Annotated in this window: 19 protein-coding genes and 1 pseudogene; 12 read left to right on the top strand and 8 right to left on the bottom strand. The window is 73.0% G+C overall.

Annotated elements, in window-relative coordinates:
- The first annotated feature begins 7 nt into the window (after window positions 1-7).
- The 12 genes from ACZ6TD_RS43030 (at window position 8) to ACZ6TD_RS42975 (ending at window position 8,059) form a co-directional block, all read left to right on the top strand.
- Window positions 8-676, top strand: coding sequence for a hypothetical protein (locus tag ACZ6TD_RS43030; RefSeq protein ID WP_471346983.1), 669 nt, complete (start codon window positions 8-10; stop codon window positions 674-676).
- Complete coding sequence (locus ACZ6TD_RS43025; protein WP_471346982.1) at window positions 673-870, top strand: hypothetical protein; 198 nt, start codon at window positions 673-675, stop codon at window positions 868-870. The genes ACZ6TD_RS43030 and ACZ6TD_RS43025 overlap by 4 nt, the downstream gene beginning before the upstream one ends.
- A gap of 165 nt (window positions 871-1,035) precedes the next feature.
- Window positions 1,036-1,443: a hypothetical protein gene (locus tag ACZ6TD_RS43020; RefSeq protein ID WP_471346980.1), complete on the top strand. Its 408-nt coding sequence runs from the start codon at window positions 1,036-1,038 to the stop codon at window positions 1,441-1,443.
- A gap of 54 nt (window positions 1,444-1,497) precedes the next feature.
- Window positions 1,498-2,073, top strand: a complete 576-nt coding sequence (locus ACZ6TD_RS43015; protein WP_471346979.1) for a phage tail tube protein — start codon at window positions 1,498-1,500, stop codon at window positions 2,071-2,073.
- 37 nt (window positions 2,074-2,110) lie between these two features.
- On the top strand, window positions 2,111-2,401 hold the full coding sequence (locus ACZ6TD_RS43010) for a hypothetical protein (protein WP_470014270.1): 291 nt from the start codon (window positions 2,111-2,113) through the stop codon (window positions 2,399-2,401).
- 14 nt (window positions 2,402-2,415) lie between these two features.
- Window positions 2,416-2,835 (top strand): hypothetical protein, encoded by a 420-nt coding sequence (locus tag ACZ6TD_RS43005; protein WP_471346977.1) that lies wholly within the window; start codon window positions 2,416-2,418, stop codon window positions 2,833-2,835.
- 18 nt (window positions 2,836-2,853) lie between these two features.
- A complete protein-coding gene (locus tag ACZ6TD_RS43000) occupies window positions 2,854-3,564 on the top strand; it encodes a hypothetical protein (protein ID WP_471346975.1) in 711 nt (236 codons plus the stop codon).
- Window positions 3,565-3,597: 33 nt separating this feature from the next.
- Entirely contained in the window at window positions 3,598-4,755 is a 1,158-nt protein-coding gene (locus ACZ6TD_RS42995; protein ID WP_471346973.1) for a phage tail family protein, read from the top strand.
- Window position 4,756: 1 nt separating this feature from the next.
- On the top strand, window positions 4,757-5,668 hold the full coding sequence (locus ACZ6TD_RS42990) for a phage distal tail protein (protein WP_471346972.1): 912 nt from the start codon (window positions 4,757-4,759) through the stop codon (window positions 5,666-5,668).
- A 58-nt stretch (window positions 5,669-5,726) separates the two neighbouring features.
- Complete coding sequence (locus ACZ6TD_RS42985) at window positions 5,727-6,767, top strand: hypothetical protein (protein ID WP_471346970.1); 1,041 nt, start codon at window positions 5,727-5,729, stop codon at window positions 6,765-6,767.
- A 6-nt stretch (window positions 6,768-6,773) separates the two neighbouring features.
- Window positions 6,774-7,862 carry a hypothetical protein gene (locus tag ACZ6TD_RS42980; protein WP_471346968.1) on the top strand — a complete coding sequence of 363 codons (1,089 nt, stop codon included), beginning with the start codon at window positions 6,774-6,776 and terminating at the stop codon, window positions 7,860-7,862.
- Window positions 7,862-8,059, top strand: a complete 198-nt coding sequence (locus ACZ6TD_RS42975; protein ID WP_471346966.1) for a hypothetical protein — start codon at window positions 7,862-7,864, stop codon at window positions 8,057-8,059. Before ACZ6TD_RS42980 ends, ACZ6TD_RS42975 begins: the two co-directional genes overlap by 1 nt.
- Window positions 8,060-8,373: 314 nt before the next feature.
- On the opposite strand, the gene ACZ6TD_RS42970 is transcribed toward ACZ6TD_RS42975, so the two are convergent.
- The 8 genes and pseudogenes from ACZ6TD_RS42970 to ACZ6TD_RS42935 all read right to left on the bottom strand — a co-directional run.
- Window positions 8,374-9,495, bottom strand: a complete 1,122-nt coding sequence (locus ACZ6TD_RS42970) for a class I SAM-dependent methyltransferase (RefSeq protein WP_471346964.1) — start codon at window positions 9,493-9,495, stop codon at window positions 8,374-8,376.
- Window positions 9,492-10,847 carry a glycosyltransferase gene (locus ACZ6TD_RS42965; protein WP_471346963.1) on the bottom strand — a complete coding sequence of 452 codons (1,356 nt, stop codon included), beginning with the start codon at window positions 10,845-10,847 and terminating at the stop codon, window positions 9,492-9,494. Before ACZ6TD_RS42965 ends, ACZ6TD_RS42970 begins: the two co-directional genes overlap by 4 nt.
- The gene (locus ACZ6TD_RS42960) at window positions 10,847-11,749 is read right to left on the bottom strand and encodes an alpha/beta fold hydrolase (protein WP_471346962.1); all 903 of its coding nucleotides are present in this window, start codon (window positions 11,747-11,749) and stop codon (window positions 10,847-10,849) included. Before ACZ6TD_RS42960 ends, ACZ6TD_RS42965 begins: the two co-directional genes overlap by 1 nt.
- A complete protein-coding gene (locus ACZ6TD_RS42955; protein WP_471358568.1) occupies window positions 11,740-12,006 on the bottom strand; it encodes an acyl carrier protein in 267 nt (88 codons plus the stop codon). The genes ACZ6TD_RS42960 and ACZ6TD_RS42955 overlap by 10 nt, the downstream gene beginning before the upstream one ends.
- A gap of 116 nt (window positions 12,007-12,122) precedes the next feature.
- A complete protein-coding gene (locus ACZ6TD_RS42950; RefSeq protein WP_471358564.1) occupies window positions 12,123-16,646 on the bottom strand; it encodes a beta-ketoacyl synthase N-terminal-like domain-containing protein in 4,524 nt (1,507 codons plus the stop codon).
- 50 nt (window positions 16,647-16,696) lie between these two features.
- Entirely contained in the window at window positions 16,697-23,884 is a 7,188-nt protein-coding gene (locus ACZ6TD_RS42945) for an SDR family NAD(P)-dependent oxidoreductase (protein ID WP_471346961.1), read from the bottom strand.
- Window positions 23,885-24,362: 478 nt separating this feature from the next.
- Complete coding sequence (locus tag ACZ6TD_RS42940) at window positions 24,363-25,310, bottom strand: ATP-binding cassette domain-containing protein (protein ID WP_471358560.1); 948 nt, start codon at window positions 25,308-25,310, stop codon at window positions 24,363-24,365.
- A gap of 171 nt (window positions 25,311-25,481) precedes the next feature.
- Window positions 25,482-26,045: pseudogene (locus ACZ6TD_RS42935) on the bottom strand (ATP-binding cassette domain-containing protein); the annotation flags it as partial.
- Window positions 26,046-26,180: the final 135 nt, after the last annotated feature.

Genomic DNA, 26,180 nt, shown 5'->3' with positions numbered 1-26,180 from the left:
GGTTCTGTTGAGCAATGACGCACTCGCGCATCCCGACCGCATCAGAGCGAGCCACTGGATCACCGTCCTGATACGGCGATTCCCCGAGCTCCAGGCCGAGTTGACACCCTCCCCGCGCGGTCCCGGCCTCGGTCGGCAGCGGGGAGGCGCCGACCGCCGCGGGCCCTCGGAGCCGCTACGCCTGCGGGTCTCCGACACCGTACGCGACATCACCGACGGCGTCGTGGAACTGGAGGAGGCCGTGCACGACCGGCTCGGGCTGCCGCCGGCCGGCAGGGGAACGGTCGAGGTCAGACTGGCCCGTCTCGCGGGGCTGCTGGGACGGGTCGAGGCCGACCCGGTGCTGATGCGCCATCTGCTGGACGAGGTCAGCGGAATGGCGCGGCGCTGCTCGGGCGTGCTCGGGGACACCGAGCCCGTGGTCCGGCTGCGCGGCCGGTGCCCGCTGTGCGCCTCGGTCTCGCTGCGGGCCTTTCCGCTGCGCCGGGCGGTGCTGTGCATCAACCCCGGCTGCCGTTGCCCGCACACCGGGTGCGGCTGCCATGCGGACCGGGCGCATCGGCACTCCTGGCCGGAGGGCGAGTGGGCGGAGCTGGCGGCCGGCGGCGCGCTCGCCCTGGAGGAGATCACCGCCGCCCTGGACGGAGGTTCCCCCGTCGTGGCGGTGAGCCGATGAGGAGCACGCAGGCACCCGAGTATCCGTTGCTGACCGCCGCCGTGGCCGCCGTGGAGGTGGGCGTCACCCCGGCCACCATCCGCAAGTGGGTGCAGCTGAAGCATCTGCGGCCCGCGGGGCGGCAGGGCAAGGCGTTCCTCTATCGGCTGGAGGATGTGTTCGCGGCCGAGCGGGCCACACGACGACGCACGTGACCTGCGGGGCCCATGGTCATCTCGACATAAGTGACGACAAGTGGTTGTCAATGGGCATCCGGTGCATCACACTTGGTGCCAGCGGCGGAGCTGTGCCCCCCTGAAGGGGCCACGGCCCCGCCGCTTTTCGCTGTGCGCAGCCTGACCACAGCAAGGAGTGCGCGCATGACCGAACCCTTGGTGATCTTTCCCGACGTCGAACGCCTCGTCGTCGAGCATCTGAAGAACCGCCCCGAGCTGGCCGGGGTGCTCGTGGACAACCGGACCCCGCCGGGCTTCCACGGGACCCAGAAGGCCGTGCTGGTCTCCCGGGCCGGCGGCGTCTGGGTGGAGGACATCCATCTGGACCAGCCGCTGGTCGACCTCGAGGTGTACGGCCCGGACAAGCCCACGGCCCACACCGTCGCCACGGCCGCCCGTACGGCGCTGTTCACGGTGCGCGGCACCACGTTCGGCACCGCCTGTGTCACCGATGTCTCCGAGGTGGACGGCCCCCGGTGGCTGCCCGACTACCTTCACGCCGCGGCCAGCCGCTACCTGTCCACGGTCCGGCTCTCCATCCGCCCGGCGTAGGCCACGTCACCGCCGACCGCTCGCCCTCATCACCACGCCACAAGGAGCAATCGCATGCCCGGAATGAACCCCAATGAGATCCGTGTCGCGGGGACCGGCCGCATCCTGACCGCCCCGCTCGGCACCACCGTCCCGCCCGATGTCTCCACGGCGTGGGACGCGGGCTGGAAGGACCTCGGTTACACCACCACCGACGGCATCAAGTTCAACAAGAAGGACAAGATCGACCCGGTCGACACCTGGCAGTCGGTCAGCCCGGCCCGCTTCGTCTACTCCGACCGCGACCTCACCGTGAAGTTCCAGCTGCTCCAGCTCAACGAGGACACCCTGCCGTTCTTCTTCGGCGGCGACGCGGTTGCGGAGACGGAGGCCGGTTCGAAGGTGTACCGCTACGAACTCGCCGCCGAGCCGAAGAAGGACGAGCGGATGCTGGGCGTGGAGTTCGCGGACGGCGATGTCATCAAGTACCGGTTCGTCCTCCGCCGTGGCCAGGTCACCGAGACCGAGGAGCTCCAGCTCACCCGCACGGCCGCGGTCCGGCTCGGGGTCACCTTCACGGCGCTGGCCGTGGACAACGCCACCCCGCTGGCCACCTGGCTGATGAACGACCCGGCGTTCGCCCGATCCTGATCCCTCCCGCCACATCGATCACGAAGGAGTCGCCGCCATGGCCGCGTTCAATGTCAACGCCGCCCGCGCCCAGCGCCTGGAAGCGCTGGGCCTGACCTGGGACTTCGAGGTGGATGGGGAGACGTTCTCCCTGCCCACCGAGATCCCCCGCAGCTCGGCGCACGCACTGGCCGAGCTGAAGGACAACGACCTGGACGGGCTGCTCGCCCTCCTCATGGGCGAGGAGAGCTACCGGCGGCTGTGCGAGCACGAGGTGAGCGTGCAGGACATCGCCGCGATCCTCGAGGCGTACGGCCAGGACACCGGGCTCGGCGTGGGGGAAGGCTGAGCCTCGGCGCGCTCGTGGAGGAGCACGCCGAGGCGCTGGAGGCCGATCTGCTGCGGTACTACGGCGTCGACCTGCTCGACTGGCACCGCGAGGCGCTGTCCTCGCGGCGCCTGGCGGTCCTGGTGCGCCACCTTCCGCCGGACTCGGCGTTCGTACGGGCGCGGGAGGGCGAGGCCGCGGAGTGGGGGCTGACGGACCACCTGCTGGCGGCGGTCGTGGACCACTTGGCGATCGCCAACTGGATGTTCGCGTCGGCCAACCGCGACGAGTACGCGGACCCGCCGGAGGCGCCGGTACCGGTGCCGAGGCCGGGTACGGGGTCGGGGACCGGGGGCGCCGACCCGGCCGACGGCCCGCCCGCCGACCAAGCCACCGCCCCGGCCACCGCCGGCCACGCGCCGACGGCGGCGGAGTTGGCGCGGTTCTTCGGGTGACCCCGCGCAGGAGGGTACGTGAGCGATTTCCAAGACCGCACCGAGACGGCCATTACCCAACTGAAGCGCCGCATGGCGGCCACCAACGCCACGCTCGCGCAGATGCAGAAGGAGCAGGACAATTTCATACAGACCTACAAGCCGAAGATCGAGCCGGGTCTCGGCAAGTCCGATCTGGCCGGCGTCCTGGGGGCCGTGGCCGCGGCGAGCATCGGGTTCTCCCTGCTGAAGGTCGATGAGACCGGGGTGTTCGTGGCCGGCCGCCAGGTCGTGACGTGGCGCCATATGCGTACACCCGACGAGCGGTTGCAGGTCGCCGAGCGGAAGCTGGAACAGCGCACCGACCGTCTGCAAGGCGCCGTGAACCGCTTCCAGGAGCAGTTGGAGCGTGTCGAACAACGCCGCCGAGATCTGGAGGAGACCCGGCAGCGCCGCGCCCAGCCCGGCGGCGACAGCCGCGCGCTGTACGGCGAGCAACGCTTCCGCGAAGAGGCGCTGAGCCGGGAGTTGCGCACGCTGGAGAGGGCGGAGCGCCGCGCCCAGCAGGCCCGGGGGAGGGTCGAAGGCAGCCGGCAGCGAGTCGTGTCGGCAGCGCATCGCATCGCTCAGGCCGAGCAGGAGGCGAGAAACGCGCGCCGGGAGACCGTCAGCCATATGAACGCCCTGGACCAGGGGATGCGGACGCTGGAAACGCGGACAGCGAGCCTTCGGCGTGAGCTCGGCTCCTGAAGCCGCCGCTGTCGCTACATCGAGGAGGATGCCATGTCGCTCGTGGCCGCGCTGCGGTCGTCCGTCGGCGCCCTGCGGAACTTCACGACCTCGGCCCGCCAGGCCGACACCACCGTCGCCAGATTGCGTGGCTCCGTCACCGGAGCATCCGGCGCGGTGGGCCGCGTCAAGGGCGACATCGACAAGTCGGCCAACTCCATGCGCACCCTGCAGCGAGAGGCCAACGCCGCCGAACGCAGCGTGGCCAAGAGCGGCCGCTCCATGACCACCGCTGGCCGCAGCGCGGCGACCGGGGGCGGGCTGATGGGGCGGATGAGGACGGGGCTGCAGGGGGTGACCACGGCCCAGAAGGGGCTGAACACGGCCATGAAGTCGAACGTCTTCGGGGCCATCATGGCGCTGCTGATGCCGCTGATCATGAAGCTCGTCGACATGGCGATGCAGTCCAAGACGGTCCAGCGCATCGTCCAGGCCGCCTTCAAAATCATCGGCCAGGTCATCGGCACCACCATGCGCGTGGCGAAACAGGTGGTGCAGACGACCTGGAACGGCATCAAGACGGCGTTCACGGTCGTGCTGAAGGTCATCTGGACCGTGGTGAAGACCTACTTCACCATCTACAAGACCATCATCACCACGGTCATCCACGCCATCATGGCCGTGGTCCGGCCCCTGCTGTCCTTCTTCTCGGAGCGGATCCCGGGCGCCTTCCGCTCCGCCCGCAACGGCATCCAGCGCGCCTTCAACGGGCTGGCGGGCATCGTCCGGGGTGCCTTCAGCGCCGTGCTCGGGGCCGTGCGCGGGCCGCTCAACGGGGTGATCGGGCTGGTCAACCGGGCCATCGGCGCGCTGAACCGGGTCAAGGTCTCGGTGCCCTCATGGGTGCCCGGGATCGGCGGCCAGTCGTTCGGGGTGAACATCCCCACCATCCCCACGCTCGCCCAGGGCGGCATCGTGCTGCCCCGTCCCGGCGGCACGCTCGCGCTGCTCGCCGAGGGCGGCCAGGCCGAGGCGGTGCTGCCACTGAACCGGCTGAGCACCCTGCTCGCCCGCACCGGGCCCACGCCGGCCCTGGCGGGATCCGGCAGGCCGGGCGGCGGATTCGTCATCGAGCACTACCACGAAGCCCCGGGCGCCAGCGCCCGGCAGACCGCCGAGGATCTGATGTTCTTGATGAAGGCGAGGGGGTGACATGGCGGACGAGACCACCGCCACCGAGCCGGGGCCGCTGATCACAACCGACGGGCAGGTGCAGTGGGCCGGGCTGCTGATGGGCCCCGGCACCGACTACTGGATCGCCGCCGAAGGGCTCACCGGCTGGGAGGAGTTGCCCGCGCTGGACACCTCCGACGCGGACCGCCCGGTGGGCCACGGCGGCTGGCCCGGCTCGCAGTGGGCGCAGGCCCGTACGGTCACCGCGCAGGTGTGGTTCGCGCCCGACCCGGACGCCGGGCCGGAGGCCGTGCGGGAGGCGTTGCGCGCGCTGCGCGCCGCCACCGCCGTACGCGACGAGGAGGAGTGGCTGGCCGTACGCCTGCACGGCGAGACGCTGGCCGTACGGGCCCGGGTCACCCAGCGCGTGGTCCCCACCGACCGGCAGTTCGCGGCGAGCCGCCTGGCGAAGATGACGCTCCAGTGGAAGGCGAGCGACCCACGCCGTTACGAGGCGGTGGGGCGGCGGGAGACCGTCGGTCTCCCCCGGCCGGAGCCCGGCCTGACCTGGCCGCTCGGCTGGCCCCTGGTCTGGGGCGCCCCCGAGTCCACCGGCGATCTGAACGTGGAGAACACCGGCAGCGCCCCCGCCCACCCCGTGATCACCTTCACCGGTCCGTGTGCCACGCCACGGCTGGCCAACCGCACCACCGGCGACTGGCTGGAGTACGCCATCACCCTGGCCTCCGACGACCGGCTCGTCGTCGACACCGCCGAAGGAACCGTGGTGTTCAACGACACCGCCTCCCGCCGTCACACCGCCACACCGGGCAGCGCCCCCGAGGAGTCGTTCACGCTACCGCCCGGCACCTCGCAGCTGTCGTTCCGGGCCGAGTCCGCGGCCGGTGGGACGGCGGACGTCACCGTCGCCTGGCGCGGCGCCGACTGGTGACCGGCTGGACCGCCAACCGGCCCGAATTGACCCTCTTCCCGCATCCAGGAGCCGTTTCATGACCGTTCGTTCCGCCTGGCACCTGCCCAATGGACAGACCCGTGAGGACACCCGGCTGGCCGTCGGCCTCGGCATGGCGTCCGCCGGACCGCTGCTGACCCGGGCGGGGTGTGTGTTCGGCGGGTTGCGCCTCACCGGCACCGCCGCCACCAGCATGCAGGCCAAACTCTCCCCCGGCCAGGTGTGGGTCCCCGGCACCTCCACCGGGGCGCAGGGCGGCTACCCGGTGACCGTCGACGCCGACACCCTGCTGACCTTCGCCGACGGCCACGCCAGTCTGCCGCGTGTGGACGCGGTCGTGGTACGGGTCTACGACACCGACTACGACGGCTCGGGCAAGTACGGGGCGGCGCTGGAAGTGCTCCAGGGAACGGCGGCGAGCTCGCCCACCGCCCCGGCCGTGCCCAAGAACGCCGAACTCCTCTACGAGGTCGCCGTCCCCGCCGGGACCTCCGCCGCCAAGGGCATCACCTGGGCCTCCGCCATCACCGACCGGCGCCGCTACACCGCGGCGCTCGGCGGTATCGTCCCCGCCGCGGGCGGGGCGCCGCACAACGGGGCGTACACCGGGCAGTACCGCGACGCGGACGGCCGGCTGGAGCGCTGGGACGGCGCCCAGTGGGCGAAGCTCATTCCCGACGCCGTGCTCCGGCACACCGCGGACTGGGGCGCCACCACCTCCGCCACCTACCAGGAGATGCTCACCGACACCGTCGCCACGCTCACCGCCACCTTCACCGCCCCGGCTTCCCGGTGGGTGTCCCTCACCTTCGGCGCCTTCACGGCCGCCGACGGAGGTGCCATCGCCTACATCTCGTTCCGGCTCAGGACGCAGAGCGGCACCGAGGTGCTCGCTCCGTCCGACGACCGCGCGGCGATCCTCGACGGTGCCGGACGGGCCTCCATCTCCACCTGTTTCCCGGTGGGGAACCTCACCCCCGGAGCCGTCTACACGGCGACCGCCGCCTACCGCTCCTCGATCGCGGGGACGCGGGTGCACTTCGACAACCGCTTCGTCCGCGTGGACCCGGTGGCGTGAGGCGCCGTGGACGCCCGCTACCGCGCCGTCTTCACCGATCTGCGCACCGACCAGGCCATCGACGTACTGCCCCTGCGGGAGGTGGAGTACGACGACTACCTCGGCAAGCCCGGTTCCCTCACCGCGACCATTCCGGTGCCCGACGCCCGGATGGCCCGGCGGGTCCGGGAGCTGGTGGAGGGGCGCACCGCCGTCTATCTGGAGCGGGGTGACGAGGTCTGCTGGGGCGGCATCGTCTGGACGCTCACCCCGGCCACGGACGACCGGGGCCTCACCACGGTCGGGCTTCAGGCGGCCACCTTCGACTCCTACGCGGGCCGCCGCTACATCCGCGCGAATCTGAGCTTCACCGCGCTCGACCATCTGGAGATCGTCCGCCGGCTGTGGGACTACATGCAGGGGTCCGAGGGCGGCCACATCGGCGTGGAGTACGAGCCGACGGCCCCCACCGCGACCCGCACGGTGGCCTACAGCGACGGTGACGAGACCCTGGTGGAGGAGGCGATCGGGCAACTCGCGGCGATGGAGCCGGGTTTCGAGCACCGGATCGCGGTGTACCGGGACCCGGTGACCGGGCGGCGGGTGAAGCTGCTCCAGCTGGGCTCTCCGACGATCCGGGTGGGCAGCCAGCCGGTGATGCTGGACCTGCCGGGCGATGTGCTGTCGTACTCCTTCCCCCGCGACGCCACGCGCGGCGGGACGACCGCGCGGGCCAGGGGCGGCACCCCGGAGGGCGGGGCGGGCGGCCCGGTGATGTCCGGGGAACAGGTGGCCGAGGATCTCCTCGCGGCCGGGTTCCCCCGCCTGGACACCTCGTCCGACCACAGCAATGTCACCGACAAGGCGACGCTCGACGCGTTCGCCCGGTCCGAACTCGCCGCTCTGCGTGGCACGGTGGTCATCCCCTCGGTGCGGATCCGCCTCGGCTCGGGCACCACGCCCGCGCTGCTCGGCACGACCGTGCGGCTGCGCATCAAGGACGTGTGGTTCTCCGAGGGGCTGGACGCCCGCTACCGCGTCGTCGGCATCAAGGTCACCACCCCGGAGCGGGGACGTCCGGAGACCGCCGATCTGTATCTGGAGGAGGCAGACTGATGGCGAACCTGCCCGAGGACATCGTGGACCGGATCAGGGCCCTGGAACGTCAGGTGCACCGGCTCACCACCTACGTCAACAGCAAACCCGGCGGGACGCCGGCGGCCCTGGCGGCCACCGAACCGTCACCGCCGCAGGCTCAGGAGAGCTCCGGGGAGGAGCCGCCGCGGCCCGACGGCACGACGACGGGCCCCTGACGTCCGGACCCGGCGGGGCGGCTCAACCGCCGCCCGGGTCGGTCATCGCGACCAGCACGATCGGAGTGATGGCCGGGGCCGCCAGCAGAAACGCCAGGTCGCCGTGCGGCACCCTCCCCCGGGCCCCGGAGCGGGACCCGGGGGCCGCCCTAGGGGGCTTCTGATGGATCTCCGCGGGGGGAGGAGCGGCGTCCGGTGCGTGCTCTCGGCGTGCCGGCCGGAAGCCCTCGTACTGGGCGTACTTGGGCTTTCGGCCGGTGCGGCGAGAGCGCGTGCCGGGCGTCGCGACGCCGCGGAGATCCATCAGAAGCCCCCTAACGGGTGCCGGAACGGGCGGCGGCATCGCACCGGGCCACCACCCGATAGGCATTGGACATCTTGCCGAGCCCCGCCAGCGGTTTGAGCAGCAGGCGGTCGAGGGTGGTCGCGACCACGAGGGCGGGCACGCCCGCCAGCAGGATCGCGCAGCGCAGCAGCCATCGGAGCCGGCCGGGCGGCTTGGCGAGGGAGGGGGCGTCATCGGGTGGGGCGATCGCGTTGAGCGCCAGCCAGACGGCGCCGAGCAGGTCGACGGTGTCCGACGGCCCTCGGTGCTGTTCGTCGGTCACGGTGAAGCCCAGCGCGGTGAGCTCCTCGCGGAGGTTGGCCACCGGAACGAAGTGCAGATGCTGGGGCTGGAGCCAGGGGAGCCAGAACCGGCCGAGGAGCCGGCCGAACCAGCACTCCGGGTCGGGCACCTCGATCAGCAGGTGGCCGCCGGGCCGCAGGGCGCGGCGGGCGGCGCGGAGTTCGGCGCGGGGGTCCGTGCTGTGCTCCAGGTAGTGGAACATGCTCACCACGTCGTAGCTCCCGGCCAGCCGCTCCTCGGCCAGCTCGGGGAAGCTGCCGCGGATGGCCCGGTCGATGCGGCCCGTACGCTCGGCCAGTTCGACGCCGGCGGTGAAGTCCAGTCCGTCGAAGCGGGTACCGGGGAAGACGGTACGGGCCACCTCGGGGAAGTGGCCGTGCCCGGTGCCGACATCGAGCCAGGTCTTCGGGGGCTCGGCGGAGGGCTCCTGGAACATCGCGCGCCGCCGGTACACCTTGTCCCGGCCGGAGAAGACGTTGCCGAGCTCGATCTCCCCCATCCCGTCGTAGAAGTCGCGGTAGTAGAACTCCAGGCCGTCGTCGTTCAACCGTGGGTTCTGGAAGACATGGCGGCAGTCCCGGCATCGGTCGAGCCGGAAGTGGCCGGGTTTGCTCTGGTACCGGTCCTTGGTGCGCAGCCGCCGCACCAGCCGCGTGGAGCCGCACCACGGGCAGTCGGTGCGGCGGGGTTCGAAGAACCGCTCGGTGCCCCGCGCCAGATCCGCCTGGTAGCGGGGGCGCAGCGCGGCGACGGTCTCGGCGCGGGACGGCTTCTCCGGTGCGCGGGGTACGGCACTCTCTCGGCTCATCGTTCCCCTTCCGGGTTCACGGTGGCGTGGGTGGCGGCGCTCGCGGTGGCGTGGGTGGCGCCCGCTGTGGCGGGGGTGGCGGCGCCCGCTGTGGCAGGGGTGGTGGCACCCGCTGTGGCCAGCCGCTCCAGGTGAGCGGCGGCCGCGGTGGCACCGCCCGCCGCGCGGAAGGACGCGCCCACACGCTCGGCCGCGGCGCGGTAGCGCGGTTCGTCCAGCACGGCGTCGAGCGCCTCGCCGATGGCCGCCGCCCGCGCCCTGCCGAAGCGCACCCGGACGCCCGCGCCCGCGTCCACCACTTGGGCGGCCACCACCGGCTGGTCGTCCCGGATGGGCGCCACGACGAGTGGTACGCCGTGCCAGAGGGTTTCGCAGACGGTGTTGTGGCCCGCGTGGCACACGACCGCGTTCACCCGTCGCAGTAGGGGGAGTTGCGGGACGTAGCGGCGCACCAGGACGTCGTTGTCGCCCGGGGTGGCGGGCATGCTCTGGATGTCCCGGGCGGCCCGCGCGAGTACATCGTCGGGGTCGACGATGACCGTCTGGAAACGACCGGCACGGGCCCGTACGGCCTGCGAACACTCGGTGAGGAAGCGTGACCCGGCGTCGGTGTTCGCGGTGCCGAGCGTGACCAGGACCGCGGGACGCGCGGGATCCAACCACTCCCAGGGGAAGTCCGTCGTGGCCGGTCGCTCGGCGATCGACGGCCCCACGTAGTGGATGCGGTCGCCCGCCCGGGCCGGTCGTCCGGCCAACTCCTCGGTGGTGAACGCCAGGACGAGATCCGGTGAGAACCGGGGGTCGGCCGTGCCGTCCGGGTCGCCGATCCGGCCCCGCACCTCGTGCAGCAGCCCATCCAGCCATGCGTCGATCTTGGGCATCCCGTCCAGCGCGCCGGTGAACTCCGCCGAGGTGGTGGCGGATGTGGCCCAGCACGCCCCCAGCCGTTCGGCCACCAGTGCGCCCGCCACGGTCTGCTGGTCGGCGATCACCACATCGGGACGGAACTCCTCGATGGCCTTGGCCACGCCCGGAGCCATGGCCTCGGCGAGCGGCACCAGGAACCGCTCCCACAGGAACTTCAGCGCCGCGGGACCGCGTACGTCCGGTGGGCGGCCCGCCCCGCCCTCGCCCAGCACCGGCCCGGCGCAGCGGTAGACCGTCCTCCCCCGCCCGGTCAGCCGCTCGACGACCTCGGGCATCCCGGCCCAGGCCACCTGGTGTCCCCGTGCGGTCAGTTCGGCCGCGACGCCGAGGGTGGGGTTGACGTGGCCGACGAGCGGCGGCACGACGAAGAGAAAGCGGCGGGGTGTGCGGGGTGAGGCTTCCGGATCTCTGCTCGGTTCGCTCATCAGGCATCCGCCTCCAGGGCCGCCTCCGCCGCCGCGGCGCCGGTGGCCGCTTGGCGCCCGTGTTCACGTTCGTGTTCACGCTCGTGGATCCAGGACAGCAGCAGTTCGCGGATGCGCGTGGGCGCTTCGGCGAGGACCGAGTGGCCCTGCCCCGGCAGGACGACGGTCCGGGTGCCGGGCAGCACCGACTCCAACCACCGCTCCTGCCCGGCGAGTTCGGAATCGGCGCCGTAGACGGCCAGTACCGGGCAGGCCACCGCGCGGACCTGCTCCTCGCTCACCACCCGGCTCGCCGGTACGTCCTCGGCGATGGTGGTCGTACGGACCAGGCGGGCGGCCGACTTGGCCAGCCGTGCGGTGTGGGCGCCCCGGTGGGCGCTCACCCAGGCCAGCGACTCGGCCTCATGGACGACCAGTTCCTCCTCGACACGCCGGAGGATCCCGCTGATCTCGGTCAGCCAGCTCTCGGTGGCGGGCTTCGCCTCGATCACCGCGATACCGGCCACCCGCTCCGGATGGCGCATGGCGTAGGCGAACGCCACCGTTCCGCCGAAGCAGTTGCCCACGAGGTGGACCGGGCCGGTGATGTCCAGCCGGTCGAGCAGCCGCGCCAGATCGGTGACGAAGGTGTCCAGCCGGTAGCCGGAGCCGGGCCGCTCGCTGCGGCCGTGTCCCCGCTGGTCGTACATGACCACCTCCAGTCCGGCGGCGGCGAGGTCCGGGGCCACCGTGAAGTACCAGCTGGCGAGGGAGTCGGTGAGCAGACCGTGGATGAGCACGGCGGTGGCGGTGGGCGGACGGCCGTCGGGCGGGGACAGCCGCTGGACATGCAGTCGGACGCCGTCCGTCCCGGTATGTGGGCCGTCGTGGTCGGTGGCGTGGTCGGTGTCGATCATCGCCATGGGTCAGCGCTCCCGGGCGCCCCGAGGCACCGGACGACATACTCGACGAGCTGTCCCACGGTGAGGTCGATGATCTCGTCGAGCTCGAGGTCGGCCACGAACTCGGCGAAGTTGACCTGTCTGCCGTACCGGGCCTCCAGGCTGCCGGCCAGTGTCACCAGGTCGATGCTCTCCAGCTCGAGATCCTCGGTGAAGCGGGTCTCCATGGTGACCTCGATATCGTCGAGGCCGTATTCGTCGAGCATCGTCCGGAGCATCCCGGATATCTCCGCGAGCACGGCCGGGGCGTCGGCTGGTGCGCTGACCGGTGGGCTGACCGGTGCCTCGGCCGGTGCGTCGGCGGTGGGTGACGGGGCGGTCTGATTGGCGGTGGTCACTGATCGCTCTCCTCGTCCTGTTCCTGGTGGTCCGGGCCGGTCGTCCAGGCCACGGCGTAGTCCCGGTCCGGCAGTCCGGGCGGGTTGGCGATGGTGATGGTGTGGACCTCGTAGCGGCGCGGGCGCTGCTCGGGGGCGGTGGCCACCACCTCGACGATGAGACGGGCCGATGGCGCGTCGGGGTGGCCCGCACCGGGCGGCCGTACCTCGGCGATGGTCAGGTCCCGTGGCCGGTCCCCGAGTCCGGTTCCCTCCGCCGTGGCGACCGCCTCCTTCACGGCCCGGAAGGCGGTGGCCCAGCGGGCGCGTGAGCCACCGCTCGCGGCCGTCACGGCGGCGAGGAGTTCGCGCTCCGCCCGGCCGAAGGCCGCCGCGAGGGCGTTGTCGTCGTGGTCGGCGACCTCTTCGAGGGCGATACCGGGGCCTGCGGCGCCGTTCGCGCGGCGCGGCGCCACCAGGGCGACCCCGGTCTCGGCCCGGTGTGCCAGCGAGAGCGCCAGTTCGGGCAGGGCCCGGCCGTGCACTCCGATGGCGTACGGGCGCCCCTGGGCGTCCTCGCGGATCCCGATCTCGGCGGGGAAGACCGGCCCTTCGCCGTGGTCCCAGAGCCACCGGCGTACGGCGTCCTTGGCCGCGATCCTGCCCAGCAGCCACTGTCTGCGGCCACGTGGCGGCTGGTGTTCATAGGCGGTGCGCTCGTCGCTGCCCAGGTGGTTACGCATGATCAGGTCGCGGGAGGCCAGGTCGGGCCAGCGCTCATGGAGCAGTACCCAGCCGCCCGGCTGGGGCCGGGACAGTGTGTTGCGCTGCGGAAAACGCTCCACGGGCCGGGTCTCCGGGTGGTTGTCGAACCGGCGGTCCTGCCAGCCGGACAGCTCCGCCCACACCTCGCCGCCGATCAGCAGCTGTGCGTCGGCCTCGAGCGCGGCATCGGTCAGCGCGGTGATCCTGATCAGGCACTCCACCGGGGTGCCGGGGGGCGGATGCGGGCCGAAGAAGCGCATCAGACGCATGCCGACCGGGAAGACCACGGTCCGTTCGGTCCGGGTCGCCATGATCCAGTAGCCGAGGAGCTGTCCGACGTTGTCCAGCAGCGCCCCGGGCGCGGGGGGTGTGGTGATCGTGCCGCGCATATGCGATGCGCCGATCGCGGTGAGTTCGGTGAGCCCTTGGAAGGCCGGGCCGTGGAACATCCAGCGCTCGGCGTAGATGAGTTGTGCCGTGTGGTCGGGTGCGCGCTCGGCGCCGGGCTCGACACTCCAGGGCGTGGGGCGGGTATCGGGGTGGCGAGCGGCCACTTCCACGGTGGCGCGGGCGCCGCGGCCGAAGGTGACGGTGTAGTGGGCCGCCCCCGAGGTGGGGGTCGCGGTGACCTGGACGGTGGTGGGTGGTGACGCCGTCACCCACTGGTCGAAGCGGGCGCCGTGCACGGCGACGGCCACAGTGCCTGTCGCCAATCGCTCCGCCGTGTCCATGAGGTACTGGACGATCGTCGTGGCCGGGACCACGGGCCAGCGGTCCGACTCGTCGGGCCAGCCGGGGCGCTGGGGGAAGAAGCAGTGGTCGCGGAGGTAGGGCATGGTCTCGGTGGAGACCCGCAGATCGTGGGTGCGCGGGGTCGGTGGGCGGCTCGCCGCGATCACCGCTGTCGCGGTGGCGGCGGTCTCGCTGAGCAGGGCGTCCAGTTCGGCAGCCCACGGGGTGGACGGCGGGTGCGGTGTCGCACCGTGATACGCACTCGCCGTTGCCGGGTGCGGGTGGGGTGGTGCCCACCCGTTCCGCCCCGGGGGCACCTCCCGGCGGTAGCCGGGGGAGGAACGATTGCCGACCATGTCGCGCAGCTCGGTCAGGCGCGGCTCGCTGAGCGAGATCAGGGAGCCGCTCAGGTCCAGCCGCGCCGCGGGAAGCCCTGGTTTCGCCCGCGAGACATCGCTCCGCAGCGCCGGATCCACCTCCGCCCCCTCCGCCCACAGCGCCGTGGCCACGCGCCGAAGTTGGGACACCCCGTCCCGGTGGGGCGAGTTGGCGGCCACCACCAGGTGGTCACGCCCCTGCAGCGTGTCACCGATGAGCGACCCCAACTGCCCCGTACCGACCTGGACGAACGCACGGAACCCCGCCTCGTACAGGGCCTCGGTCAGCAGCCGGAAGCGCACCGGCTCCAGCAGGTGCCGGATGAAAAGCTCGCGCACCTCCGGCTCGGTCGCCGGATACGGTGCGGCGGTCGTCCCGGACCAGACGGGCGTCCTGGGCGGCAGGAGCAGCTCGAAGCGTTCCGTCACGGCTCGAATGGGGTCGAGGTAGGGCGCCAGCATCGGGGTGTGGAAGCCGGACTGGAAGGGCAGGACCTGTGCGATCACACCCTCGGTGCGCATCGCCCGGACGAACTCCTCGACATCGCCACGCGGCCCGCACACCATCGACTGGCTGGGCGCGTTGTCGTGCGAGAGCACGATCCGGCCGCCCGCCCGCTCGGTGAGCGCGTCGGACACCCGCCGCGCACCCGCGCCGAGGACGGCGAAGGCCAGACCGGGCACTCGCAGCGCGTCCGGGTCGAAGGCGTCGAGGAAGGCGTCGACCTCCTCGCCCGCATAGAGGCCGCCCACGACCAGCGCGGTCCACTCCCCCACGCTGTGTCCGGCCACCGCGTCCGGTACGACCCCCATCCGCCGCAGCGCCGCGTCCAGCAGCCGCCCGACGCCGAAGACGCCGACGCCATGGCGGCCGATGTCGCCCACGCGCGCCGCCGCGCCGAAGCGGTCCCCGGCGGGGCGGGAGAGTCCGAAGTACTCCGCGACACCGTCGACACGGGGGACGAACTCGGCTTCGAGACCGGGGAAGACGAAGGCGAGCTTCCCCCTCGGCCCCGCGCCCGCGCCGAGCAGCGGCGCGGACGTGAACCAGATGTCATTGCGGCCCCGCCACGGGCGGCCCTTGGCCACCATGCGCCGGGCGAGCGCGAGCCGTTTGGCGGTGGGGTCGACGATGCCCAGCCGTGTACGGGCGTCCCGCCCCGTCACCGTCGTCCGTACGGTCGTGTCGTCCGCCGCCAGCAGTTCGGCCAACCGCTCGGGGGTGTCCGCCGCCAGCGCCAGCACCCGCTCCGGTTCGACGACGAGGGTCGTGGCGCGCCGCGTCCCCGGCACCGGCGGCGGCTGCTCGAGCACCACATGGGCGTTGATCCCGCCGAATCCGAAGGCGTTGACGGCGGCGCGCCGCACGGGAGCGTCCCAGGGCTCGGCCGCGTCGAGCACCGAGAAGCGGGTGGCCGCCAGCGCCGGATGGGGGTCGTCGCAGTGCAGGGTGGGCAGCAGCCGGCCGTGGTGGACCGCGAGGGCGGCCTTCACCAGTCCCGCGACACCGGCGGCGGGCATGGTGTGGCCGATCATCGACTTCACCGAGCCGATGACGGCCGTCTCACCCAACGTGTCGCGGGAACCGAACACCTCGGCCAGCGTGGCGAGTTCGGCCGTGTCCCCGGCGGGCGTCGCGGTGCCGTGCGCCTCCAGCAGCCCGAGGGCACCCGGCTCGCGCGGATCGAGGCCCGCGGCCCGCCACGCCTGCCGTACGGCACGGGCCTGGCCGCCCGGGTCCGGGTTGACCAGACCGGTGGCACGGCCGTCGGAGGCCACGCCGGTGCCGCGGATCACCGCGTAGACGCGGTCGCCGTCGTGGAGTGCGTCGGCGAGCCGTTTGAGGACGACCACACCGGTGCCCTCGCCGATCAGCAGCCCGTCGGCCGCGCGGTGGAAGGGCCGGATTCGCTGGCTCGGCGACAGCGCGCGCAGCTGGGAGAAGACGCTCCACAGGGTGATGTCATGGCAGTGGTGCACCCCGCCCGCGAGCATCACATCGCACCGGCCCGAGGCCAGCTCCCCCACCGCCTGGTCGACGGCGACGAGCGAGGAGGCGCAGGCGGCGTCCACGGTGTACGCGGGGCCGCGCAGATCGAGCCGGTTGGCGATGCGCGAGGCCGCGAGATTGGGCACCAGGCCGATGGCCGCCTCGGGCCGGTCCGGGCCGAGGCGTTCGGTGAACGCCTCCCGTACCCGGTCGAGTTGGTCGGTCCCGAGGTCGGGCAGCAGCTCGCCGAGGGTCCGTACGAGCTGGTGAGCGGTGCGCACCCGCTGGTCGAGCCGGACCAGCCCCGGGGTGAGATAGCCACCCCGGCCCAGCACCACGCCCACCCGCTGCCGGTCGGTCAGCCGGTCCTCACCGCCCGCGTCGGCGATGGCCGCCGCCGCGACGCCCAGGGCGATCAGTTGGTCGGGTTCGGTGCCGGACACCGAGTTCGGCATGATCCCGAACCGGGCGGCCTCCACCCGGGCGAACTCGTCGACGAATCCGCCCCGCCTGCAATACACCCGGTCGGGCGCCCCCGGCGTGTCGCCACCGCCGTCCGGGGCGTAGAAACCGGGGTCCCACCGCCCGTCCGGGACGTCGCTGATCGCGTCCACGCCGCCGACCAGGTTGCGCCAGTACGTGTCCAGGTCGGGCGAGCCGGGGAGCAGCACGGACATCCCGACGATGGCCACCGGCGGCTGCCGGTGCGACCGCTCGTCCGTCACGCTCACCAGCCCGAGGCGGTGTAGACGACGGACCCCGTGGACTCCTCGCCCCAGGCCAGCTCGCGCAGCAGCGCCAACGTGCCCTCATCGGGGTCGATGAGCGAGATGCCGCGCCGGGCGTATTCGCGGCCGAGCTCCGGTGTGACCATCCCGCCGTGGGCTCCGGCCGGTGCCCAGGGGCCCCAGTGCACGGTCAGCGCCCGGCGGCCGGTGCGGTCCCGCCACCGCGCGCCGAGGGTCTCCAGCGCGTCGTTGGCCGCCGCGTAGTCCACCTGGCCGCGGTTGCCGAGCACGGCCGCGATGCTGCCGAACAACACGGCGAACGCCGGGGGTTCGGGCAGTTCGGCCAGCGCGTCCAGCAGCGTCCGGGCGCCCTCCACCTTGGTGCCGTACACCCGCTGGAAGGACTCGGCGGACTTCTCCGCGATCAGCCGGTCCTCGATCACACCGGCCCCGTAGACCACACCGTCCAGCCGTCCGTGGTCGGCGTGGATCTGCTTCACCGCCTGGAGCACCGCTTCGGCGTCGCGGACGTCCACCGAGCGGTAGCGGACACGGGCGCCGAGTTCGGACAACTCCTCGGCGGTGGTGGCCACTTCGCGCCGCGCCAGGATCCTGGCGGCCTCCCGCTGGATCTCGGCGGGCCCCAGCCCGCCCCGGGCCGCGAGCGCCGCGCGCAGGGCGGTCTCGTCGCGGGCCCCGGCGGTGGCCGGGTCCTCGGGACCGACGGGCTCCGGCGTACGGCCGAGCAGCTCGATCCGGCAGCGGGCGGCGGACGCGAGGGTGGCGGCGAACCGCGCGGTGATGCCCCGCGCCCCACCGACCAGGACCACCACCGCGTCCCGGTCCAGCCCGAGCGCGGCGGCCTCCGCCGCGCCGTCCCCGGCGGGCCCGGCACCCGAACCGGCGAGCGCGCCCAGCGGGGTCTCCACGAGGTCCAGCCGGTGGCGCCGCCCTTCCGCGGTACGCAGAACGACGGGTGTACGGTCCGGAGCGAGCAGCTCGTCGAGCAGCCCGTCGGCCACGGTCTCAGCGGACACCGCCACGTGGGCGGCCCTGGCCGCGTCAGCGGACCCGGCCGCCTCGGCAGACCCGGCCACGTCAACGGCCCCGGCCGCCTCGGCAGACCCGGCCACGTCAGCGGCCCCGGCCGCCTCGGCAAGTCCGATCGCCTCGGCGGGGAACTCCACCAGCCGGGCGACCGTGTCCGGGTACTCCCTGGCCACCGTACGGAACACCCCGCGCAGCCCGGCCGTGCGCGCGGCGAGCGGGTCGGTGCGGCGGAGCGCCAGCAGCCACTGCGGGGCGCGCCGCAGGGCGGACTGGAGCACCGTGAACGCCTCGGGCAACACCGGCGCGCCGGCGGCGGCCAGCGGTTCGAGCAGCAGCACACCGTCCACCCTGCCGTCGTCCTCGGTGAGCTGATGACCGGCGGCGAGGACGACGGCCTCGGCACCGCGCTCCCCGAGACGGGCGGCCACCGCCTCGGCCACCCCGTCAGCGTCCCCGCCGAGCAGGGCGAAGCGCCGACCGCTCAGGGCGGGCAACGCGGCGGCGCCCTCGTCCGGTGCGCCGAGGGGCACAGGCACCAGCCGCATCCGCTTGGGCGCCACGCCGGGCACTGCCACGGGCACGGGCTCCGCCACCCGCACGGCCACCGGCTCCGGTTCATCGGGCGGCCCGGCGGTCGCGAGGCTCGCGGACGCGGGCGCGAGACGAGCGGTGAGCCAGTCGGTCACGGCGGCCGTGGTACGGGCCTTGGCCAGCTCCTCCAGCTCCTCATCGCCCAGGGCGGCGGTGTCCGCGCCCGCGACACCGAGTCGCCGTGCCAACTCGCCCGCGATCTCCGCACGTTTGATGGAGTCGATGCTGAGATCGGCCTCGAGATCGAGGTCCGGTTCGATCATGTCGACCGGATAGCCGGTGTGTTCGCTGATGATTTCGGAGACCGCGCGCAGCACATCGGACCCGGTGGCGGGTGCGGACGCGGAGGGAGCCACGTCGGCGAACGGGGACGGTGCCTCCGAGGCGGCGGCCACCGGGGCGAGCTCGGCGGACAGGGGTGTGGCCGGTGCGAGCGGGGACGGTGGCGCCGCGCGCCGTTCGCCCGGCGCCGCGCCGAAGTAGGTAAGGAGCACATCGCGCTGGGCGGCGACCATCTCCCGGCTGGTCCTCAGGAACTCCGAGATCAGGGCGGCCCTGTCGCCGTATTCGCCGCCCTGTGTCCGATCCGTCCGGCTCACCGTAGCCTCCATGACACGTCGGGCCGGTGCCAGCGCACCGGGCAGGAGCTCACCGTCCGCGGTGCGGACGAGGTGTCCGTCAACCGTCCAGCCGGGCCGCTTCGGTGGCGGGGCGGATCCCGCCGCCACCGCGTCCCGGCCGTGGAACAGCCAGGCCGTACGCACCGGAACGCCCGCGACGGCCAGCCGGGCGAGGGCGACGAGAAACCCCCGCGGCCCGGCCGCGCCGGACCGCCGTCCCTCGCACGCGAGGGCGAGGTGGGGGCGGCCGTCGAGGATCTCCCCCACCAGCCGGGTGAGCACCGTCCCCGGACCGGCCTCCACGAAGATCCGTGCGCCGGCCTCGTACATGGCCTCGATCTGCGCCATGAAGCGGACCGGCGCGCCGATCTGAGCCACGAGTTCGGCGCGGATGGCATCCGGGTCCGCGCCGTGCGGGGCGGCGGTGCGGTTCGCCCAGACGGGGAATTCCGCCTCGCGCACCGGATGGCGGGCCAGCGCCTCGGCGAACCGCGCACCGGCCCCGGCCACCAGCGGACTGTGGAAGGCGCAGGCCACCGGGATCCGTTTGGCCGAGTGCCCGGCCTCCCGCAGCAGCCGCACCGCCTCCTCGACGTCCCGCTGGGGCCCGGAGATCACGGTCTGCCGTGGCGCGTTGTGGTTGGCGGCCACCACGCGCCCGTCGAGCCCGGCCGCGCGCAGCACCGGCTCGACCTCGTCGGGGGCCGCGGTCACAGCCGCCATCGTGCCGGGCTCCTCCCCGTCGGCCTCGGCGGCACCGAGGATGGCGGCTGCCCGCTCGGCGCTCAGCCGCGGCAGTGTACGGGGGTCGAGCGCGCCCGCGGCGCACAGCGCGACCAGCTCGCCGTAGCTGTGTCCGGCCGCCATGTCGGGCCGTACCCCGGCCGAGGTCAGCAGGGTGTACGCGGCGAGCCCGACGATGCCCAGTGCGGGCTGGGCCACCCGGGTGTCGGTGATCGCGGTGCGCTGGGCCGACTCCCCGGCTTCGTCGAAGGTTGCGGGGGGATAGAGCGCGTCGGCGTAGTCGCGTCCGTGGCGCAGATGGCGCTGGAGCTCTGGGAAGGTGACGAAGGCGTCGGCGAACATCCCGGGCCGCTGGCTGCCCTGCCCGGGGAAGAGAATCGCGACCTTGCCGCCCCCCGGCTCGCCCCCGGTCTCCCCTCTCTCCCCGGCCTCCCCTCTCTTCTCGGGCTCGTCCGGGGCCATGTGCAGCCCGTCCGTTCCGCGCGGCCCCGGGCCCGGTGGATCGCCCGCGAGCACCTGACGTAATCGTGCGGCCAGGTCGTCCAGGTCCGAGGCCACGACGGCCACCCGGACCGGTTCCCGGCCGGCGTCGGCCCGCCGGGAGGCGGTCAGCGCCAGGTCGCGCAGCCGCCACGGCCGACCCGCCGCGTCATTGGCCATGAGCTGGTCGAGTGTCTCCTGGACCACCCGCAGCGCCGCCGCCCGGTCGGCCCCGCGGAAGAGGAACAGCTCGGCGGGCCAGGCGTCCAGCCCCTGCGCGGGTGGCGCTCCCCGGCCGTGTGCGGCGAGCACCACATGGAAGTTGGTCCCGCCGAAGCCGAACGCGCTGACCCCGGCCACTCTTTCGGCGGGCGCGGCGGCCCATGGCCGGGGCCGGGTGTGGAAGGCGAAGGGGCTGCGGTCCGCGTCCCATGCCTCGTTGGGCCGGGTCAGATGCAGGGTCGGCGGTGTGATGCCCGTGTGCAGCGCCATCGCCGCCTTCACCAGCCCGGCGAGGCCCGCGGCGCATTTGGTGTGGCCGATCTGGGATTTCACCGAGCCCAGCGCACATGCTCCGGGTGCGGCCCCGGCCTCGGTGAACACCTCGCCCAGGACGGTGAGTTCGGTGCGGTCGCCGACGACCGTACCGGTGCCGTGCGCCTCGATCAGGCCGACGTCGGCGGGCGAGACGCGGGCATTGGCGTAGGCGCGCTCCAGTGCGGCCCGCTGGCCCTCGGGGCGCGGGGCGGTCAGCCCGAGCGAGCGGCCGTCGCTGGAGGAGCCGACGCCCTTGATGACGGCGTAGACGCGGTCGCCGTCCCGTTCGGCGTCGGCCAGCCGTTTGAGGACGACACACGCGACACCCTCGCCGAGCGCGATCCCGTCGGCCGAACTGTCGAAGGTCCGGGAGCGGCCCGTCGGGGAGAGGGCGTGCACCGAGGAGAAGAGCACATAGTCGTTGATGCCGTTGTGCAGATCGGCTCCGCCGCACAGCACGAGGTCGCTGGTGCCCGCGGTCAGCTCCTTGCAGGCCACGTCCACGGCGGCCAGCGATGACGCGCAGGCCGCGTCCACGGTGTAGTTGGCGCCGCCGAGGTCGAGCCGGTTGGCGATCCGCCCGGAGATGACGTTGGCGAGCATGCCGGGGAAGGAGTCCTCGGTGAGCCGGGGCAGTTGGTCCGCCACGGCTCGCGGCACCTCGTGGACGTAGGACGGCAGGACGGCGCGCAGCGTCTGGGCGTTGGACAGGTCGCTGCCCGCCTCGGCACCGAACACCACGGAGGTGCGGGAGCGGTCGAAGGCCCGGCCGCCATCACACCGGTCGCCGTATCCGGCGTCGTCCAGGGCCCGGCGGGCGGCCTCCAGGGCCAGCAGCTGTACCGGTTCGATGCTGCCGAGCGAGGCCGGGGGGATGCCGTAGCGCAGCGGGTCGAAGGGGATGGGTGGCAGAAAGCCACCCCATCGGGAGGCGGAGGCGCCGTCCTTGTCCCCCGTGTAGTGGACGGCGGGGTCCCAGCGGTCGGCGGGCACCTCGGTGACGGCGTCCACACCGCCCACCACATTGGCCCAGAACGAGGCGAGGTCCGGTGCCTGCGGAAACATGCATGCCATGCCGACGACGGCCACGTCCAGCGGCGCGGGTGCCTCGGCCGCCGCCGGGGCCGTGGCCACGCCCAGGCGCTCGCCCACCGCCTCCGCGCGTGCGGTGAGGAAGTCGGCGGCGGCGGGGCCCACCGCATGGTGCAGTGCGGCGATCGTGGTGGTGGCCGAGCGCATCACGGCCACCTGCCCGGCCATGAACATCCCGTCGCTGAGCTGGCCTTCCTCGTCCACCGGGGCCAACGCGCCGTCGGCTCCTCGGTCCACGCCCTTGCCGGCGATCCTCAGCCGTCCCACATTGAGCCGCTCCAGCCGCTCCCAGACCTCCCGGTCGGGCAGGCCCTCGTTCCGCAGCCGCGCCTTCACGGTGTCGAAGCTCTCGGTGAAGGGGCTGGGAACGCAGCGTGTGGCGTGGCCGGGTGCGGTCTCCAGCAGCACGGTGTGCTGGGCGGCCACCACCTGGCGCTGGAAGAGCGGCTGTACGGCGCCGTGTGCCACCGCCTCCTCGGTGAACAGATACGCGGTCCCCATCAGCGATCCGACGGCGACGCCGCGCCGGGTGAGCGGGGCGGCGAGCGCGGCCACCATCGCGGCGGAGCGTTCGTCGTGCACTCCCCCGGCGAAGAAGATCTCGATCCCCGCGCCATCGGTGCCGTCGGTCCCGTCGGCGCCATCGGTGCCCGCCGTGTGACGCGGGTCGTGTGCGGCCTCGTCGAGGAAGTCCTCGATGACGGCGATCTGGGCCTCCCACAGCGGGAAGCTGTTGCGCGGCCCCACATGGCCGCCGCATTCGGAGCCCTCGAAGACGAACCGCCGCGCCCCGGCCCGGAGGAACTGGCGCAGCAGCCCCGGCGAGGGCACATGCAGGAAGGTGGCGATGCCGTCCCGCTCCAGCGCCTTGGCCTGGGACGGCCGGCCGCCCGCGATGATCGCGTGGCTGGGGCGCGCCTCCCGTACGGCCTCGAGCTGGGCGTTCCTGATCTCCTCGGGTGCGAAGCCGAGCACACCTACGCCCCAGGGGCGTCCGTCCAGTGCGGCCGCGGCCTCCTCCAGCATGGTGCGCGCCTGCTCGCGTCCGGCCAGGGCGAGCGCGATGAACGGCAGCGCTCCCCCGGCGGCGACGGCGGAGGCGAACGCGCCCTGGTCGCTGACCCGGGTCATCGGGCCCTGTGCGAGGGGCAGCCGGGTGCCGAGACGGATGCTCAGCGGGGCGCCGGGGCGCAGCGCCGAGACGGCGGAGCCGTTCCGTACGGCCTCGTGTGCGGCCTCCCGGACGGCGTCCGTGATGCCGCGGACCGTGCGGCCCACGTCCCGCCACCGCTCGGCGAACCGCGCGGCCAGAAAGCCGTCCTGACCTACCGTCAGGTCCGGCCCGGCATGCGGGGCGCGCCCCCGGCGCCGCAGGATCCGGTGTCCGTCGAGGACGGTGGTCTCGGAGCCGTCCATGGAGCGGATGGCGGCGGCGCGGTCCTCCGGGAGCCCGGATTCGGCGAGCAGGGACAGCTGGGTGTCGAGCACGACCCCGGCCGCGCCGCCGAGTACGGACGCCGCGGCGGTGCGCGGGCCGATGCCGCCACAGGCCCACACCGGTAAGGACACCCGAGGGTCGGCGAGGAGCCGCTGGAGCAGGACGAAGGTGCCCAGCGACCCGATCCGGCCGCCGCTCTCGCTCCCCCGGGCGATCAGCCCGTGCGCACCGGCGCGGATGGCATCGAGGGCCTCGTCCAGGTCGGTGACCTCGGCCAGTACGCGGCAGCGGTCGGCAACGGCCTCCACCGGCCAGGGCGAGTCCACGCCGAGCACCACCGTATGCGGACCGGGCGCGCCACCGGGTGAGCCGCCCGTGGGAGTGCCGGTGGCCAGGGCGTCCGGCAGGTCCGCGGGGGTGAGGCGGCAGCCCGCCGCGACCCGCACGCCGTACCGGCCGTCGGCCACCCACTCACCGATGTCCTCGCACGCCTGGAGGGCTTCGCGGCCCGTTGTTCCCAGGTCGAGGACGCCGAGACCGCCCGCGCGGCTGACCGCCGCGGCGAGTCTCGCGTCCGGTTCCCCGAACGGAGTGATGCCGATGACAAGGTCGCCTGCGTCCGTGGCGGCTGACATGTTTTCTCCAACATCGCTAGCGCGGCAGGAAATGGAGACAATTCGGGCAACGCATGTCGAACGTATGGCATGGCAATCTCGCGAAACGGCGCCGACTGAAATTAGCCACGTCATTACTGAAGAGTCAACAAGCAGTCGTTCACGCCCTCGCCGCGACGGGCTGAATCTCGCCAGACGCGAGTACATCGGCCGCGCCGCCACCTTCTCTCCCCCTGTTAAAAGTTCATATATCTCGTGTGAACGAGATCGTTCGAAGGTAGGCCGGGGCGCATGAGTCAACCTTGAATGCGCCTTAACGTGCGCGGACACCGGCTCCTCATTTCGCTGTCGCGAATTTCGTATGCGGAACGGAGCGGCGGGGCGCCCGGCCTGGGGGTCAAGCGGGTGCGCCCCGCCCTCGGGGAGAGCGCCGAGGAGCTCGGTCTCAGCCTGTTTCCGGAGGAGCTCGGTCTCAGCCCGTTTCCGGAGGAGCTCGGTCTCAGCCCGTTTCCGTCACTTCCCCGGCCGCGGACGTCGTCTCGAGCACCTCCCGGACCTCGTCGGCGGCGATGTCCCGCAACTCCTCGCCGACCAGCAGCCACCGGGTGATGCCGATCGACTCCAGGAACGGCAGATCGTGGCTGGCGACCACGAGCGCGCCCTGGTAGGAGTCCAGCGCACTCGTCAGCTGTCGCACACTGGCCAGGTCGAGGTTGTTGGTCGGCTCGTCGAGCAGCAGCAGTTGCGGGGCCGGTGCGGCGAGCATGGTGGCCGCGAGGGCGGCCCGGAAGCGTTCGCCACCGGAGAGGGTGCCCGCAGGCTGCTCCGCACGCGCGCCCTTGAAGAGGAACCGCGCGAGCTGGGCCCGGATGTGGTTGTCGGTGACACCGGGCGCCCGGCCCGCCACGTTCGCCGCCACACTCAGCTCATCGTCCAGCACATCCAGCCGCTGGGGGAGGAACCGCAGCGGTACGTACGTCCTGGCCTCACCGGACAGCGGGGCGAGTTCACCGGTGAGGGTGCGCAGCAGTGTGGTCTTACCGGCTCCGTTGCGCCCGACCAGCGCGATGCGTTCGGGCCCGTGCACATGAAGGGTGGCATCGCGCAACGCGCCGTACTCGGGGCGCAGTTCGCTCAGGCTGAGCACGGTGCGGCCCGCGGGCACGGCGGTGTGCGGCAGGCTCACCCTGATCTCGGCGTCGTCCCGGACCGCGTCCGCGGCCTCCTCACGCCGTTCGCGCGCCTCGTGGAGGCGGTCTTCGTGCAGATCGCGGAGCTTGCCGGCCGACTCCTGCGCGGCCCGCTTGCGGGCACCGGCGACGATCCTCGGGGCCCGCCGCTCGATGTCCATCTTCTTGCTGTGCCGCTGACGGCGTGCCAGTTTGATATGGGTCTCCTCCAGTTCGCGCTTTTGCCGCCGCACATCCGCCTCCGCGGCCCGCAGCATGCGCGCTGCCGCCTCCTGCTGGGTGGCCAGCGCCTCCTGGTAGGCGGACCAGCCGCCGCCGTACCAGGTCACGGACCCGGCCCGCAGTTCGGCGATGCGGTCCACCCGCTCCAGCAGCTCACGGTCGTGGCTGACCACGATCAGCACACCGGAGCGCCAGGAGTCCACGGCGTCGTAGAGCCGGCGCCGCGCGAACAGGTCGAGGTTGTTGGTGGGTTCGTCGAGGAGCAGGACATCGGGGCGCTCCAGGAGCAGGGCGGCCAGGCGCAGCAACACGGTCTCCCCGCCGGACAGATGGCCGACGGTGCGGTCCAGTTCGACATCGCCGAGCCCGAGTGAGCCCAGTGTCGCCAGGGCCCGCTCCTCGACGTCCCAGTCGTCGCCGATGGTCTCGAAGTGGGCCTCGTCGACATCCCCGGCCTCGATGGCGCGCAGGGCGGCGCGCCGCTCGGCGATGCCCAGGGCCTGGTCCACGCGGAGGGCGGTGTCGAGGGTGATGTTCTGCGGAAGGTAGGCGAGGCTGCCGCCGACGGTGACCGACCCCTGGGTGGGGCGCAACCGGCCGGCGACCAGCCGCAGCAACGTGGACTTGCCACTGCCGTTGGTGCCCACGAGGCCGGTGCGGCCCCGTCCGATGCCGAGCGAGAGCCCGTCGAAGACGGGCGTGCCGTCCGGCCACTGGAAGGACACGGCCGAGCAGGTCACGGAGGCGCTGGGGGCGGGGGATGCTGCCATGGTGTTCTCGCATTCGTAAGCGCTGTGAACAAGGGGCTACGTATGCGAGCACCACGCGGCGACCAAGCCGGGGAAATCGGGTGCGGGCCCTCCGAAGGGTGAGGGACGGCGTATGCACCGAGGTCGCATCCACGC

This window comes from Streptomyces yongxingensis, assembly GCF_055597465.1.
This window is presented reverse-complemented; position numbering and strand designations above follow the sequence as displayed.